Annotated in this window: 16 protein-coding genes; 6 read left to right on the forward strand and 10 right to left on the reverse strand. The window is 69.4% G+C overall.

Annotation, left to right across the window (positions count from 1 at the left end):
• The coding region (locus BGN98_RS03200) for an integrase core domain-containing protein (RefSeq protein ID WP_288119518.1) at window positions 1-203 on the forward strand (203 nt) is incomplete at its 5' end.
• On the opposite strand, the gene BGN98_RS03205 is transcribed toward BGN98_RS03200, so the two are convergent.
• From BGN98_RS03205 to dnaK, 4 genes are read right to left on the reverse strand one after another with little or no spacing between them, the layout of a single operon-like run.
• Window positions 200-643 (reverse strand): heat shock protein transcriptional repressor HspR, encoded by a 444-nt coding sequence (locus BGN98_RS03205; protein WP_288119520.1) that lies wholly within the window; start codon window positions 641-643, stop codon window positions 200-202. The two genes, BGN98_RS03200 and BGN98_RS03205, sit on opposite strands and share 4 nt — an antisense overlap.
• A 2-nt stretch (window positions 644-645) precedes the next feature.
• Entirely contained in the window at window positions 646-1,644 is a 999-nt protein-coding gene (locus BGN98_RS03210; protein ID WP_036286634.1) for a DnaJ C-terminal domain-containing protein, read from the reverse strand.
• 15 nt (window positions 1,645-1,659) lie between these two features.
• Window positions 1,660-2,256, reverse strand: coding sequence for a nucleotide exchange factor GrpE (locus tag BGN98_RS03215; RefSeq protein WP_036286639.1), 597 nt, complete (start codon window positions 2,254-2,256; stop codon window positions 1,660-1,662).
• 12 nt (window positions 2,257-2,268) lie between these two features.
• Window positions 2,269-4,140 (reverse strand): molecular chaperone DnaK, encoded by a 1,872-nt coding sequence (dnaK, locus tag BGN98_RS03220; protein WP_036286642.1) that lies wholly within the window; start codon window positions 4,138-4,140, stop codon window positions 2,269-2,271.
• A 218-nt stretch (window positions 4,141-4,358) separates the two neighbouring features.
• Here dnaK and BGN98_RS03225 point away from each other — a divergent pair, with 218 nt between their 5' ends.
• Entirely contained in the window at window positions 4,359-5,672 is a 1,314-nt protein-coding gene (locus BGN98_RS03225) for an MFS transporter (RefSeq protein ID WP_082784327.1), read from the forward strand.
• Between the two features lie 216 nt (window positions 5,673-5,888).
• Here the strand turns inward: BGN98_RS03225 and BGN98_RS03230 are convergent, their stop codons facing one another.
• Window positions 5,889-7,721: a DEAD/DEAH box helicase gene (locus tag BGN98_RS03230; protein WP_051498764.1), complete on the reverse strand. Its 1,833-nt coding sequence runs from the start codon at window positions 7,719-7,721 to the stop codon at window positions 5,889-5,891.
• A gap of 26 nt (window positions 7,722-7,747) precedes the next feature.
• Window positions 7,748-8,257 (reverse strand): DUF427 domain-containing protein, encoded by a 510-nt coding sequence (locus BGN98_RS03235; protein ID WP_081767980.1) that lies wholly within the window; start codon window positions 8,255-8,257, stop codon window positions 7,748-7,750.
• Window positions 8,258-8,293: 36 nt separating this feature from the next.
• On the opposite strand from BGN98_RS03235, the gene BGN98_RS03240 reads away from it, so the two are divergent.
• Window positions 8,294-8,890 (forward strand): LON peptidase substrate-binding domain-containing protein, encoded by a 597-nt coding sequence (locus tag BGN98_RS03240; RefSeq protein WP_016464024.1) that lies wholly within the window; start codon window positions 8,294-8,296, stop codon window positions 8,888-8,890.
• A 9-nt stretch (window positions 8,891-8,899) separates the two neighbouring features.
• On the opposite strand, the gene BGN98_RS03245 is transcribed toward BGN98_RS03240, so the two are convergent.
• The 4 genes from BGN98_RS03245 to BGN98_RS03260 form a co-directional block, all read right to left on the reverse strand.
• Window positions 8,900-9,097, reverse strand: coding sequence for a hypothetical protein (locus BGN98_RS03245; RefSeq protein WP_155947529.1), 198 nt, complete (start codon window positions 9,095-9,097; stop codon window positions 8,900-8,902).
• A 177-nt stretch (window positions 9,098-9,274) separates the two neighbouring features.
• Window positions 9,275-10,927 carry a BCCT family transporter gene (locus tag BGN98_RS03250; protein WP_036286648.1) on the reverse strand — a complete coding sequence of 551 codons (1,653 nt, stop codon included), beginning with the start codon at window positions 10,925-10,927 and terminating at the stop codon, window positions 9,275-9,277.
• Window positions 10,928-11,017: 90 nt separating this feature from the next.
• A complete protein-coding gene (gene dcd / locus BGN98_RS03255; protein WP_036286662.1) occupies window positions 11,018-11,623 on the reverse strand; it encodes a dCTP deaminase in 606 nt (201 codons plus the stop codon).
• A 40-nt stretch (window positions 11,624-11,663) separates the two neighbouring features.
• Window positions 11,664-12,254 carry a TetR/AcrR family transcriptional regulator gene (locus tag BGN98_RS03260; RefSeq protein ID WP_288119529.1) on the reverse strand — a complete coding sequence of 197 codons (591 nt, stop codon included), beginning with the start codon at window positions 12,252-12,254 and terminating at the stop codon, window positions 11,664-11,666.
• A 162-nt stretch (window positions 12,255-12,416) separates the two neighbouring features.
• Here BGN98_RS03260 and BGN98_RS03265 point away from each other — a divergent pair, with 162 nt between their 5' ends.
• Genes BGN98_RS03265 through BGN98_RS03275 form a run of 3 tightly spaced genes read left to right on the forward strand, consistent with a single transcriptional unit; the run spans window position 12,417 to window position 14,238 of the window.
• Complete coding sequence (locus BGN98_RS03265; RefSeq protein WP_288119533.1) at window positions 12,417-13,013, forward strand: DUF6230 family protein; 597 nt, start codon at window positions 12,417-12,419, stop codon at window positions 13,011-13,013.
• Window positions 13,004-13,504: a DUF6114 domain-containing protein gene (locus BGN98_RS03270; RefSeq protein ID WP_288119530.1), complete on the forward strand. Its 501-nt coding sequence runs from the start codon at window positions 13,004-13,006 to the stop codon at window positions 13,502-13,504. Before BGN98_RS03265 ends, BGN98_RS03270 begins: the two co-directional genes overlap by 10 nt.
• On the forward strand, window positions 13,501-14,238 hold the full coding sequence (locus BGN98_RS03275) for a hypothetical protein (RefSeq protein WP_036286671.1): 738 nt from the start codon (window positions 13,501-13,503) through the stop codon (window positions 14,236-14,238). Before BGN98_RS03270 ends, BGN98_RS03275 begins: the two co-directional genes overlap by 4 nt.
• Window positions 14,239-14,403 lie beyond the last annotated feature (165 nt).

A 14,403-nucleotide genomic window follows, 5' to 3' on the forward strand; every position in this document is an offset into this window, starting at 1 on the left:
CCTGGACCAATGGGAAGGTCGAACGCCTGAACCGGACTTTCGCGACCGAGTGGGCCTACGCGAGACCCTGGACCTCGAACGAGGACCGGGCCTCCGGCTTGACGACCTGGCTCGACCACTACAACCTAGACAGGAGCCACCTCGGCATCGGAGGCATCTCACCCATCGACCGCATCAACAACGGTCGAGGTCAGTACATCTAGTCGTCGGACTCGGCATCCGCCGACGGAAGCGGACGCCACAGCACCACCTCGGTCGCCCGACGCGCGCGCGTGCCGTGGCGGAGGGTCACGACCGATCCCGTCGCCCCCGCCGCGAAGACGCGGGAGCGACGAGCCAGCTCTTCCTGCAGACGCTGCTCGAGTTCGGCGACGCGACGGCGCAGTCCGCGCGCCTCGTTCTCGAGCTCGATCAGGCGCGAGATCGCCGGCAGACTCATGCCCTCGGCCGAGAGGGAGCCCACCTCGCGCAACTGCTTCACGTGCCGCAGCGAATACCGCCGCGACCCGCCCTGCGTGCGCCCGGGAACGACGAGGCCCAGCCGATCGTACTGACGGAGGGTCTGCGGGTGCATGCCGGCAAGCTCCGCCGCGACGGCGATCGCGAAGATCGGCGCTTCCTCATCGGGGTGCTCGTCGACCATGCTCACTCTCGGGCCTTGGCCATGAGGTCGGCGCGCGGGTTCTCCTTCGGCTCCAGCTCGTGGAAGCGCTGCAGTGCTTCCTTCGCCTGCTCGTCGAGGTGCGACGGCACGGCGACCTGGACCTCGGCGAGAAGATCACCGGTGCCCTTCGCGGTGTGCACGCCGCGGCCCTTCACGCGCAGCACGCGCCCGGAGGGCGTTCCCGGGGCGACCCGCAGCTTGACGGGGTCGCCACCCAGGGTCGGCACCTCGATGGTGGCGCCCAGCGCGGCTTCCGTGAAGGTCACCGGAACGGTGACGCGCAGGTTCAGCCCGTCGCGGGTGAACACGGGGTGCGGTCGCACCGTGACGCTCACGACGATGTCCCCGGGCTCGCCGCCATCGGGCGACGGGCGGCCGCGGCCGCGCAGCCGGATCTTCTGGCCGTCGGCGACACCGGCGGGGATCTTCACCTTGAACGGCTTGCCGTCCTCGCCGGCGAGAGTGATGGTCTCACCCTTGACGGCGGTCTGGAAGTCGAGCGTCGTCCGCGCGGTCACGTCCGCGCCGCGCTGCGGTCCGCCGTACCCTCGGAAGCCGCCGGTCGGCTGCCCGAAGCGCCCGGAGCCGAAGCCGCCGCCCTGTGTGAACCCGCCTTGGCCGAACATCGAGAACAGGTCGTCGAAGTCGGCCGACTGGGCCGACCCCCGGGACTGGCCGAAACGGCTGAAGACGTCCTCGAAGCCGCCGCTGCCGGTGCCGGGGGCCTGGAAGCGGGCGCCGCCGGCACCCATCGCGCGGATCTGGTCGTACTCCTCGCGCTGGCTCTTGTCCGAGAGCACGGAATACGCCTCGCTCATCTCCTTGAACTTCGCCTCCTTCGCAGGATCGCCCTGCGTGGAGTCGGGGTGATACGTGCGGGCGAGCTTGCGGTACGCCTTCTTCAGGTCGGCCTCGGACACGTCCTTGGAGACGCCCAAGACCTTGTAGAAGTCCTTGTCGAACCAATCCTGACTGGCCATGGACACCTCCTCCCGTCAGTCGGCGGAACCGGCGACGACGACCTTGGCCGGTCGCAGTTCGATCGTGCCCAAGCGGTAGCCGACCTCGACGACGTCGAGGATCGTGCCGTCTTCCACTCCCCCGGGGTTCGGGGCGTGGAAGATCGCCTCGTGCTGCTGCGGGTCGAACATCTCCCCCGCGACGCCGTAGGTCTCGACACCGAGGCGGGCGACCACGCCGCGGAGCTTCTCCGCGATGGCGGCCAGCGGCGAGCCGTCCACGAGGTCACCGTGCTTGTCGGCACGGTCGAGGTCGTCGAGCACCGGCAGCAGCCCCTTGGCGACCGATCCCTTGGCGCGGGCGATCTCCACCTCGCGCTGGTCCTCGGTGCGACGGCGGTAGTTGGCGTACTCGGCCTGCACCCGCTTGAGGTCCAACAGCAGGTCGCGGTCCTCGGGCGAAGCCTCCGCGACGGCGGCCTCGTCGGTCTGCGGCGCGTCCAGGATGTCGTCGACGGTCAGGTCGTCGCCCTCGCGCGCGTCCCCCTGCGAGTCGGGGCCGGAGGCGTGCGCCTCCGACCCCTCGTCACCGGGGACTTCGTCGATGGGCTCTTCGAAGTCCTTGTTCGTCATGGCTCGATTCTCTTACTTCTTCTCGTCCTCGTCGTCGACGACCTCGGCGTCGATGACGTCCTCTTCGGGGTTCGGGACACTGCCGTTGCCGGGGTCGGCGACGGTGGGGTCGGCCGGCTCGCCGGCGGCCTGGGCCGAGGCGTAGATGGCCTCACCCAGCTGCTGCTGCGAGGCGTTGAGCTTGTCGAACGCCGTCTTCACGGCATCCTCGTCGTCTCCCGCGAGCGCCGTCTTCAGCGCGTCGACATCGGCCTGCACCGAGGTCTTCACCTGGTCGGGGAGCTTGTCCTCGTTGTCCTTGATGAGCTTCTCGATCGAGTACGAAAGGGTCTCCGCCTGGTTGCGGACCTCGGCGGCCTCGCGGCGCTTCTTGTCCTCCGCGGCGTGCTCCTCGGCTTCGCGCACCATGCGCTCGATGTCCTCCTTCGGCAGCGACGAGCCGCCGGTGATCGTCATCGACTGCTCCTTGCCCGTGCCCTTGTCCTTCGCGGACACGTGCACGATGCCGTTGGCGTCGATGTCGAAGGTGACCTCGATCTGCGGGATGCCGCGGGGCGCGGGCGCGATGCCGGTCAGCTCGAAGGTGCCGAGCGGCTTGTTGTCACGCGTGAACTCGCGCTCGCCCTGGAAGACCTGGATGGCGACCGACGGCTGGTTGTCGTCGGCGGTCGTGAAGGTCTCGCTCCGCTTGGTCGGGATGGCCGTGTTGCGCTCGATGAGCTTGGTCATGATGCCACCCTTGGTCTCGATGCCGAGGCTCAGGGGGGTGACGTCGATGAGCAGCACATCCTTGCGCTCACCCTTGAGGACACCGGCCTGCAGGGCGGCGCCGACGGCGACGACCTCGTCCGGGTTCACGCCCTTGTTGGGCTCCTTGCCACCGGTGAGCTGCTTGACCAGCTCGGTGACCTGCGGCATACGGGTCGATCCACCGACGAGCACGACGTGGTCGATGTCGCCGACCTTGATGCCCGCTTCGGCGATGACGTCGTTGAACGGCTTCTTCGTGCGGTCGAGGAGATCCTTGGTGAGGTCCTCGAACTTGGCACGCGTCAGCGTCTCCGACAGCGACACGGGGCCCGAGTCGGTCAGCGAGAGGTAGGGCAGGTTGATGGAGGTGCTGGTCGAGCTCGACAGCTCCTTCTTGGCCTGCTCGGCCGCCTCCTTCAGACGCTGGAGGGCGATCTTGTCGCCCGAGACGTCGACGCCGGTGGTGTCCTTGAACTGCTTGATGAGGTAGTCGACGATGCGCTGGTCCCAGTCGTCGCCTCCGAGGCGGTTGTCGCCCGCGGTGGCACGCACCTGAATGGTCGAGAAGTCGTCGTCCTTGCCCACCTCGAGCAGGGACACGTCGAACGTTCCACCACCGAGGTCGAACACCAGGATGAGCTCGTCCTCCTTGCCCTTGTCGAGGCCGTAGGCGAGGGCCGCGGCGGTCGGCTCGTTGATGATGCGCAGGACGTTGAGGCCCGCGATCTCACCGGCATCCTTGGTGGCCTGACGCTCGGCGTCGTTGAAGTAGGCCGGGACCGTGATGACCGCGTCGGTCACGCTGTCGCCCAGGTAGGTCTCGGCATCGCGCTTGAGCTTCTGGAGGATGCGGGCGGAGATCTCCTGCGGCGTGTACTGCTTGCCGTCGATCGGCTGCGTCTTCCAGTCGGTGCCCATGTGGCGCTTGACGGAGGACAGGGTGCGGTCGACGTTGGTGACAGCCTGGCGCTTCGCGGTCTCGCCGACGAGCACCTCGCCGTCCTTGGTGAACGCGACCACCGACGGGGTGGTGCGGAAGCCCTCGGCGTTGGTGATGACCTTCGGCTCGCCACCCTCGAGGACGGCGACGACGGAGTTCGTCGTCCCGAGGTCGATACCCACTGCACGTGCCATGTGTGTTCCCTTTCGTGAAACGGCTCTGAGAAGTCTGCGGGGTTGAGTATTAACGGCTCAACTTCGATGTGTTCCACGATAGCCGCGGCATCCGCGACTGTCAAACGCAAGTTGATATGAATCGGCTCAACTTTTCGACCGGATGCCGGGAGTAACGTGACCTGCACGCGCAACGACGCGCCACCCGGTGTTCACCGAAGGGACATACCGTGACGAACATGTCACTGCCCGACCTGCCCGCACCCACGACGATGACTCCCCCGACGGCGACCTCTCGTCGCGCTGTCATCGCGTGGGGGCTGTGGGACTGGGGCTCGGCTTCGATCAACGCGGTCGCGACCTCTTTCGTGTTCACCGTGTATCTCACCGGCAGCGCCTTCGGTGACGCGGCGACCACGTCGCAAGCCCTGTCGCTGGCCCTCACCCTCGCCGGCCTGGTCGTGCTCATCACGGCGCCGATCACCGGACAACGCTCGGACGCCTCGGCCCATCGCAAGCGCTGGCTGGGCATCAACACCGGCGTGGTCGTGCTCATGCTGGCCCTGATGATCTTCGTCCGCGAAGACACCGCCTACCTGTGGTTCGGGCTCACGCTGCTCGCGGTCGGCACCGTCTTCTACGAACTGGCGAGCGTGAACTACAACGCGATGCTCTCCCAGATCTCCACACCGCGCACGGTGGGCAAGGTCTCCGGCTTCGGCTGGGGGATGGGGTACCTCGGCGGCATCGTGCTTCTGCTGGTGCTCTACTTCGGGCTCATCAAGCCCGAGGTAGGACTGTTCGGCGTCACGGGGGCGGACGGCATGGCTGTGCGCGTGTCGATGCTCCTCGCCGCGATCTGGTTCGCCGTGTCGGCCCTGCCCCTGCTGTTCGCGGTGCCGGAGAACACGCCGTCGACGCCCGGCGCGGCGCGCATCGGCTTCTTCGCCTCATACCGCGTGCTCTTCGGGACGGTCGCCTCGCTGTGGCGCGAGAGCCGTACGACCGTGTGGTTCCTGCTCGCCAGCGCGATCTTCCGCGACGGTCTCACGGGAGTGTTCACCTTCGTCGGAGTGCTGGCGACCGGTACGTTCGGGCTCACCGCCGCGGACGTCCTCATCTTCGCCATCGCCGCCAACGTCGTGGCGGGCATCGTGACCATGGCATCGGGCTTCTTCGACGACCGGTTCGGACCGAAGCCGGTCATGATCGTCTCGCTCGTCGCGCTCGTGGTCGGCGGCATCCTGATCTTCGTCCTCCACGACGGAGGGCCCGCCGTGTTCTGGGGCCTCGGCCTCGCGATGGCGATGTTCGTCGGCCCGGCCCAGTCCGCGTCGCGTACGTTCCTGGCCCGCAGCATCCCCACCGGTCGCGAGGGAGAGGTCTTCGGCCTCTATGCGACGACCGGCCGCGCCGCCGTCTTCTTGGCCCCGATGATGTTCGGCGTCTTCGTCACGCTCGGAGGCCATCAGTACTGGGGCGTGCTCGGGCTCGTCGCCGTGCTGCTCGTCGGGCTGGCGCTGCTGATCCCCGTGCGTCCGCCCGCCCGCTGATCACCACTCCGGCGCAGCCCGCCGCGCCCCTCACGGGCCCCGATGGCCGCGCGCGGCTCAGTCGCCCGCCGACCTGCCGACCGACGCGCCTGCCCGCCCGAACTGCAAGGCGAGCAGCGCGACACCCCGCGGTGCGACTGACCCAGGCGGCGCGTCGCCGGTGATCCCTTGCAGTTGCGTCAGCGACTCGGGCGCCGGCCGGATGCCGAGCCGCGCTCAGTCGCGGCGCGGGCGCCGATCGCCGCGGTCGTCACGGTCGCGGTCCGGACGCTTGGCGGAGCGCTGGAAGCGGTCGGGCTTGATCTCGATCAGGCGACCGCTGATGCGGGTGCCCTCCAGCCGCTGGAGCGTCTCGCGGGGAAGGTCGGCGGGCAGTTCGACCAGCGAGAAGTCGGGACGGATCTGGATCGCGCCGAAGTCCTCGCGGCGAAGACCGCCTTCATTGGCGAGTGCTCCCACGATCTGACGCGGCTCGACCTTGTGCCGACGACCGACCTCGATGCGGTAGGTCGCGGTCGGGCCTCCCGAGCGACGGCGATCGTCGCGGCGGGGCCGGTCGTCGCGGTCGCGGTCGCTGCGGTCGCGTCCGCGATCGTCACGGTCGAACCGTTCACGCCGCGCCGGCGCGGGCTGGTCCTCGTCGAGCAGCAGCGGGGTCTCCCCCTGCGCGACGACGGCGAGCGCCGCGGCGACATCCGCCTCGGGCACGTCGTGGTGGGTGACGTAGTGGTTGATGATGTCGCGAAAGCGGTCGATGCGCTCGGTCTCGGCGAGCGCCGCCGTGATCGCGTCGTCGAAGCGGGTGAGGCGCGTCGCGTTGACGTCTTCGGCGGTCGGCAGGGACATCTCGGTGAGCGGCTGGCGCGTCGCCTTCTCGATCGAAGCGAGCATGCGCCGCTCACGCGGGGTGACGAAGCTGATCGCGTCGCCCGACCGCCCGGCGCGACCCGTGCGGCCGATGCGGTGGACGTACGACTCGGTGTCGATCGGCAGGTCGAAGTTGACGACGTGGCTGATGCGCTCGACGTCGAGCCCGCGCGCGGCGACGTCGGTGGCGACGAGGATGTCGAGCTTGCCGTCCTTGAGCTGGTTGACGGTGCGTTCGCGCTGCACCTGCGCGACGTCGCCGTTGATGGCGGCCGCCGCATAGCCGCGGGCGCGCAGCTTCTCGGCGAGGGTCTCGGTCTCGTTCTTGGTGCGCGTGAACACGATCATGCCCTCGAAGTTCTCGACTTCGAGGATGCGGGTGAGTGCATCGACCTTCTGCGGGTACGACACGATCAGGTAGCGCTGCGTGATGTTGGTCGCCGTCGAGGTCTTCGCCTTGACGTTGATCTCCTCGGCATCCTTCAGATACGTGCCCGCGAGGCGGCGGATCTGGGCGGGCATGGTCGCGGAGAAGAGCGCGACCTGCTTGCCGGCGGGGGTGTCGGCGAGGATCGTCTCGACGTCTTCGGCGAAGCCCATCTTGAGCATCTCATCGGCCTCGTCGAGCACGAGGAAGCGCAGCTCGGAGAGGTCGAGCGTGCCCTTGTCGAGGTGGTCCATGATGCGACCGGGCGTGCCGACGACGATGTGCACACCACGGCGAAGCGCCGACAGCTGCTGCCCGTAGCCCTGGCCGCCGTAGACGGGCAGCACGTGCACGCCGCGCAGATGTCCCGCGTAGGACTCGAACGCCTCGCACACCTGCAGCGCGAGCTCGCGCGTCGGCGCGAGCACGAGCGCCTGCGGCGTCTTCTGCGAGAGGTCCAGCTGCGACAGGATCGGCAGCGCGAACGCCGCGGTCTTGCCCGTTCCCGTCTGCGCGGTGCCGAGCACGTCGCGACCGGCCAGCAGCGGCGGGATCGTCGCGGCCTGGATCGCCGACGGCGTCTCGTAGCCCACGTCCTTCAGCGCTTTGAGGACCGCGGCGTCGAGGCCGAGATCGGCGAAGCCGGGGGTCGACGGCGCGGCGGATGCCGGGGCGGATGCCGAGGATTCGGCGTCGGTCTGGGTGTCGGGCGCGGGCGCGGCCTCGAGGGGATCGGTCAAGCTGTCAGAGGCCATAGACCCACGGTAGCCGCCCGACGCCGTCACCACCCCATCGAACCCGGGATGCCTTTGTACGGCCCGAGGATGTTCGCCGTGATCCAGCCGCCGTAGAAGCCTCCCGGCTGCGGCGTGACGACCTCGCCGTCGGCCGTGCACTCGTCCATCGCGGCGGCGTACACGGCGACACGGTCGCGCAGCACTGCGTACCCCGGCGCGGGATGCGGATAGTTCCACGCGGCTCCCGCCCGCGTGATGCCCCCGCCCACGACGTCGAGATAGCGCGCGGCGCCCTTGAACTCGCAGAACGAGGTGCCCTCGGCATCCACGAGGGAGCCCGGGGCGAAGTCGGAGATCGGCAGGTAGTAGACGGGCGGATGGCTCGTCTCGAGCACGCGGACGGCGTCGTGGGTGTCGGCGATGAGCTGGCCACCGAGGCGGACGGTGACACGCACAGGGACCGGCTCGACGCGCGGCGGACGCGGATAGCCCCAGACCGACTCCTGTCCGGGGCCGGGAACGTCGGGGCGGATCGAGGCGGGAAGGCGAGGCACGCGCCCACTGTACGTCTGTCGGTGTTGACTGGGCGCATGACCGTCATGCCGATGTTTCCTCTCGGATCGGTGCTCTTCCCCCACACGCCTCTGCCGCTGCGCGTCTTCGAGCCGCGCTACCTGCGTCTGATGGGCGAACTGCTCGACAGCGATGATCCGCAGTTCGGGGTCGTCCTCATCGACCGCGGGCACGAGACCGGCGGCGGCGACCAGCGCTCCGGCATCGGCACACTGGCCCGCCTGGTCGATGTCGCCGCCGGGGCGGACGCCCTGCAGGTGGTCGCTGTCGGCACCGACCGCTTCACCGTGGACCGCTGGCTGGACGACGACCCCTATCCGCGGGCGGAGGTCACGCTGCAGGAGCCGCTGCCGTGGAACGATGCGCTGACGCCGTTGCGCACGGAAGCCGAGGCCATCGTGCGTCGCGTGCTCGGCCGGTTTCCCGACGCCCCCTGGGGAGCGCACATCGAGCTGTCGTCCGACCCCGTCGCCGCCGCCTGGCAGATCGCCGCGATCGCGCCGCTCGTGGAGTACGACCAGCAACGCCTGCTGCGCGCGACGACGATGGGCGGCCTGCTTCAGCAGATCATCGATCTGACCCTCGAGGTCGACGAGATCTGGCCCGAGGAGTGAGCTGCGACCTCAGCCGCGCGGCCAGGCCGCCGCGAGCTTCGTGAGCAGCCGGGCGAGCTCCGCCGCGCCCTCTGGCACGATCGCGCGCAGGCCCTCGGCGCGGAGGGCGACCCCGATGAGGGCCACCACCGTCGCCACCGTGGAGGGTTCGGCCCCCGCGTCCGCCGCTTCGGTCCGCACCGGCACGGCTTCGGACCCGGCGGACACGGTTTCGGGCGCGGCATCCACATCGATGCCGAACGCGACGGCGACGGATGCCGCGACCGCTCACCCCACCGTGACGCCGAGGGCGCCTACGAGCGCGGCTTCGCGGCCGGCTTCACCGAGGGACGCACCGCCGCGAGCGCGTGAGCGCCCTGCGCGTGATCGCGTGCGCCGGCAGGCTCAGCGTGGCGTGCGTCGCCACCATCCCGGCATCCGCACGCCCTGCTCGTTGCCACGTTCGACGTCGAGCCCGTAGTGCTCGCCGACGTAATCGACGAGCTGGGCGCGCTGGGCGCGGTCGTAGACCCGTCGCTCCCGCCGGAAGGCGATCACCGTCGACCAGCAGATGAGGAGCATGACGACGCTGAACGGCAACGCGATCGTGACCGCCGCCGTCTGCAGCGCCGACAGGCCTCCGGCCAGCAGCAGGGCGACCGCCAGCACCGCGGTCGCGAGCGTGAAGAACACGCGCACCCACCGCTTCGGCTCGACGTCGCCGCCGGTGGCCAGCATCCCCATCACGAGCGCACCCGAGTCCGCCGAGGTGACGAAGAAGATGCCGATGAGCAGGATGGCGCCCACCGTCAGCACCGGTCCGGCCGGCAGGTGGGCGAACAGCTGGAACAGAGCGCCCTGCAGATCGACCGTCCCGTCGGGTGCGAGCATCGATCCCGGCACCGTCAGTTCCTGGTACAGCGCCGAGCCTCCGAGGACGGCGAACCAGAGGATGCCGACGAGCGTGGGCACGATCAGCACACCCAAGACGAACTCACGGACCGTGCGCCCCTTGCTCACCCGGGCGATGAAGATGCCGACGAACGGCGCCCACGAGATCCACCATCCCCAGTAGAACGACGTCCACGAGGCCTGCCACTGCTCGCCGGCCTCGCCCTGGAAGGCGCTGACCGTGAAGCTCAGGCCGACGAAGTTCTGCAGGTAGGCGCCGATCGACTGCACCCACTCCCGCAGGAGGTATTCGGTGTGCCCCGCGATGAGGATGAACACGAGCAGCGCTGCTGCCAGCAGCAGGTTGAAGCTCGACAGCCACTTCATGCCCTTGCCGACGCCCGACAGCACGGACAGCAGCACGAAGATCGTGATCACGCCGATGATGACGATCTGCATCGTCGTGTCGGGGGTGCCCAGGCCGGCGCTGGACAGGCCCGCGCCGATCTGCATGACGCCCAGCCCGAGCGAGGTGGCGACGCCGAAGACGGTGCCGACGAGGGCCAGGGTGTCGATCGCGTTTCCCCACGCCCCGCGCACGCGATGGCCGAGGAGCGGCTCCAGCGCCCAACGGATGGAGATCGGTCGGCGCCGACGGTGGATCGCGTAGGCGAGGGCGACGCCGATCACGACGTAGATCGCCCACGCCTGCACACCCCAGTGCAGGTAGGTCTGGGTGAGCGCGCTCTGCGCCAGCTGCGCATCGGTGCCGGTGACGCCCGGGCGCGGTGTGACGTAGTGACTGAGCGGTTCGCTCACCCCGTAGAACACGAGCCCGATGCCCATGCCCGCCGCGAACAGCAGCGAGAACCAGGCACCGAGGGAGAACTCCGGCTCGTCGTCGTCTTTGCCCAGCTTGATCTCGCCGAAGCGGCTGAAGCCCAGGACGAGCGCGAACGCGACAAAGAACGCCGCGATCAGGACGTAGTACCAGCTGAAGGTTCGGATGATCGCGCCCTGGATGGTCGCGAACGCGGTCTCTGCGGACGAGGGGAAGATTACCGCGAATGCGGCGACGGCGACGATGATGACGGCGGCGGGCCAGAACACCCAACGCGCGAGCGGACGGGGGGCGAGCGGATCGGCGGCCGGGGCAGTCTCGGTCATCGTTTCAGGGTAGCCACGCACGCGGCGACGGCCGAGTCCTGGCCCCTTCCGGGCAACTCTGATAAAGCTGCGGCGGCGGTCGCCGCGCGCTCAGGCCCCGCGAGCGCCCGCGTCCGTCGCGCCGACGTCGGTGCGGTGGAAGTTCTGGAACGAGCGCGACGCCGTCGGGCCCCGCTGCCCGTGATAGCGGTTGAGGTACGGGCCGGTGCCGTAGGGGTTCTCCGCCGCAGACGACAGCCGGAAGAAGCACAGCTGACCGATCTTCATCCCCGGCCACAGCTTGATCGGCAGCGTCGCGACGTTCGAGAGTTCGAGGGTGACGTGACCGGAGAATCCGGGGTCGATGAAGCCCGCGGTCGAGTGGGTCAGCAGGCCGAGGCGTCCGAGCGACGACTTGCCCTCCAGGCGTGCGGCGATGTCGTCGGGGAGCGTCACCTGTTCGAACGTCGAGCCGAGGACGAACTCCCCCGGGTGCAGGACGAACGGCTCGTCGGGGCGCACCTCGATGAGGTGGGTGAGGTCGGGCTGGTCTTCGGCGGGATCGATGAAGGGGTACTTGTGGTTGTCGAACAGCCGGAAGTAGCGATCCAGACGCACGTCCACACTCGAGGGCTGCACCATCGCGGCATCCCACGGGTCGAGTCCGACGCGGCCGGAGGAGATCTCGGTGCGGATGTCGCGGTCACTGAGCAGCACGCGGCCAGCCTACTGTCCGCGGCGGGCGAGCGCGGCGCGCTCAGTGGTCGACGGATGCCGCGATCGCCAGCGCCGAACGCGACAGGAAGGCGACGATCTCGCCGGCGGGCCGGTCGGACTCGAGCCCGAGTTCGATGAGCACGTCCTCCGCGAACGCGACCCAGGCGCGTGCGGCCACCGACAGCAGGGGCGAGTCGGCGTGACCCAGCTCGTGGAAGACCTCGACGATGCGATGCGCGTTCTCGTCGCGGGCCTCGTCGACGAGTTCGCGGACGACGGGGTCGCCGCTGGCGACGCCCCGCACCAGCGAGTAGAAGGTTCCGCGGTGGGCGCGAACGAACGCGACGATCCGCTCGATCGTGTCGTCGAGGCGGGCGCGCGGCGGCAGCTCCGCGCGGGGGGCGGATGCCGCGATCAGCGCGTCGCGGGCGGTCGTGACCACCGCGGTGTGCAGGCCCTGGCGGGAGCCGAAGTAGTGGAAGACGAGTGCGCGCGAGACGTCTTCCCGTTCGGCGAGCGCCTCGATGGTCAGCTCATCCAGCGGCTGCGACGCGAGGAACGCGACCCCCGAGGCGATCAGCTGGGCGCGCCGATCCTCCCGCGACAGGCGCCGACGCTGCTCCGTGGACATGTCCTCGACCCTACCGACGAGGTGGGCACGGTCCCACGGACAGTTTTCGTGAGAGTTCTCTCACAGTGACGCCGTCCTTATTGACTGATTGTCAATTGAAGCGCACAGTCGATGATCGAACGCGTCGGCAGCGGAGCCGGCGCCCCGGCATCCGGAGGATCGATGAGACTCTCGAACCCGACTCGCTCCCGCGCGGGACGCATCACCCTCGCCACCATCCCCGTCGTCCTCGCCTCGACGTTCCTCCTCGGAGGCGTCGCACAGGGCGCCGTTCCGGTCTCGTTCGCGGTCTCCGGCAGCCAGTTCCAGATCAGCGCATCCAAGCTCGAGGGCACCGGCTTCTCGCAGTACGCCGGCGTCACGCAAGACACCGCGGGCGGCTCGCACAACGTCGCGATCGCGAACATCGCGTCGGCGCAGCTCTACGACCTCTGCCAGTCGGTGATCTCCGACACCCCGCTGGGCAAGGTGGGCGTGCTCATCACGGCGGGCGGCGGCGGCAACCCGGCCACCGCGAGCGACCTGCAGATCGGCATGACCGACCTCAAGGGCGATTCGTCGTTCTCCAACATCCGCATCGGCGTCGACGCCTCGACCGTGAACACGGCGGCGAAGGGCTCGGCGGGCGACTTCGCTCAGGATGCCGACGGCGTCACGATCAACAACCTTCAGCAGATCTCGTGGAGCACGCAGGCCTCGGTCTTCACGCTGACCGGGATGTCGCTGAAGCTGACGGACGGATCGAGCGGATGCTTCTGACACGCCGGGCGTCCCGCGCCGCCGAGCTCGCCGCGGAGTCCGAGAACGAGACCGAGCCCACGCCCGCGGCGGGCCGGCCGGTGCGCGCGTGGCGGAAGGATCGGCCGCTCGTCGGCGGCATCCTGCTCATCGTCGGTGGCCTCGCGATGTTCGGCTCGAGCCAGCTCGACTTCGGGCGCCTGCACATCCACCTCGGCATCGAGGGGCTGCAGGCGGTGGTGATCCCGCTGCTGCTGATCGTGCTGGGCGCGCTCGTCATCGCGACCCCGGCGCACCGCATCCTGTACGGAGTGATCGCGCTGGCCACGAGCGTCTACTCGATCGTGGGAGTGAACCTCGGCGGCTTCCTGATCGGCTTCCTACTGTCGGCGGTCGGAGGCATCCTCGCGGTGTCGTGGATGCCGAGAGCCGCGCGCACCGCGGGGGCGGAGCCGACGGCTGAGGCGGATGCCGAGGAGGCGATCGTTTCCGACGAGGCGGTCACGCGATGACCACGCGGCGCGCTCGTTCCGCGCTGCTGGCGGCCGCGCTCCTCGCGCTCGCGCCGAGCGCGGTGGGTGCCGCAGCCCTGCCCGCGGCCGCCGCCGAGACCTCCGGCGCACGGCCGACCGAGTGGTGCATTCCGATCATCATGCCCTGCCACTCGTCGCCGTCCCCGACGCCCAGTCCGTCACCGTCGGCGAGCGCGTCGGCTCCCGGCATCCCGAGCCTGCCGACCGTCCCCGGCCTTCCGGAGCCGGGGCAGCCCTCGCCGTCACCGTCGCCGTCGGAAGGCACGACGCCGCCCGCGGTGGCGCCCGTCGCCGACGAGCAGGGGCCCGTGTTCACGCAGCCGTCCGCCCAGCTCGGCTCGAAGTCGCTGTCGTTCAGCGGCCTGCGCGGCATCTCGGTCGTGACCGTTCCCCTCGCCGACGGGTCGCGGACGACGGCCCTGAAGCTCGAAGCCGACCGCATCACGATCTCCGGATTCAGCCTGACCGTCCGCCACGACACCGGCCCCATCCTGACGACGACGGCCGACACGATGACCCTCGACGGGCACGTGGTGGTGTACATCAACTCGCTCAGCGCGACGCTTCCGGGAGGAAAGCTGCTCACGCTGGGCGCCGACACCCCGCCGCCCGCCGAAGGCCTGGACTCGATGTTCGGGGTGACCCTCGGCCTTGTCGGATCGACGGCCGATGCGATCACCTACACGAACACGGTGCAGCACCTGTCGGAGTGACGGGGAGTACGGCGCCCAGCGCGCAGCGGGCGGTTCGCGAACGGACGGTCAGGACTGGATGAAGGGGCTTGACCCCTGATCTTGGACACGCTGATTCCAGCACGATGCTGGGGAAGCGAGAATCTGAGGGATGGCAAGGAAGAACTACACGGACGAGTTCCGGCA

This window comes from Microbacterium sp. 69-7 (assembly GCF_001897985.1).
Lineage (GTDB): Bacteria > Actinomycetota > Actinomycetes > Actinomycetales > Microbacteriaceae > Microbacterium > Microbacterium laevaniformans.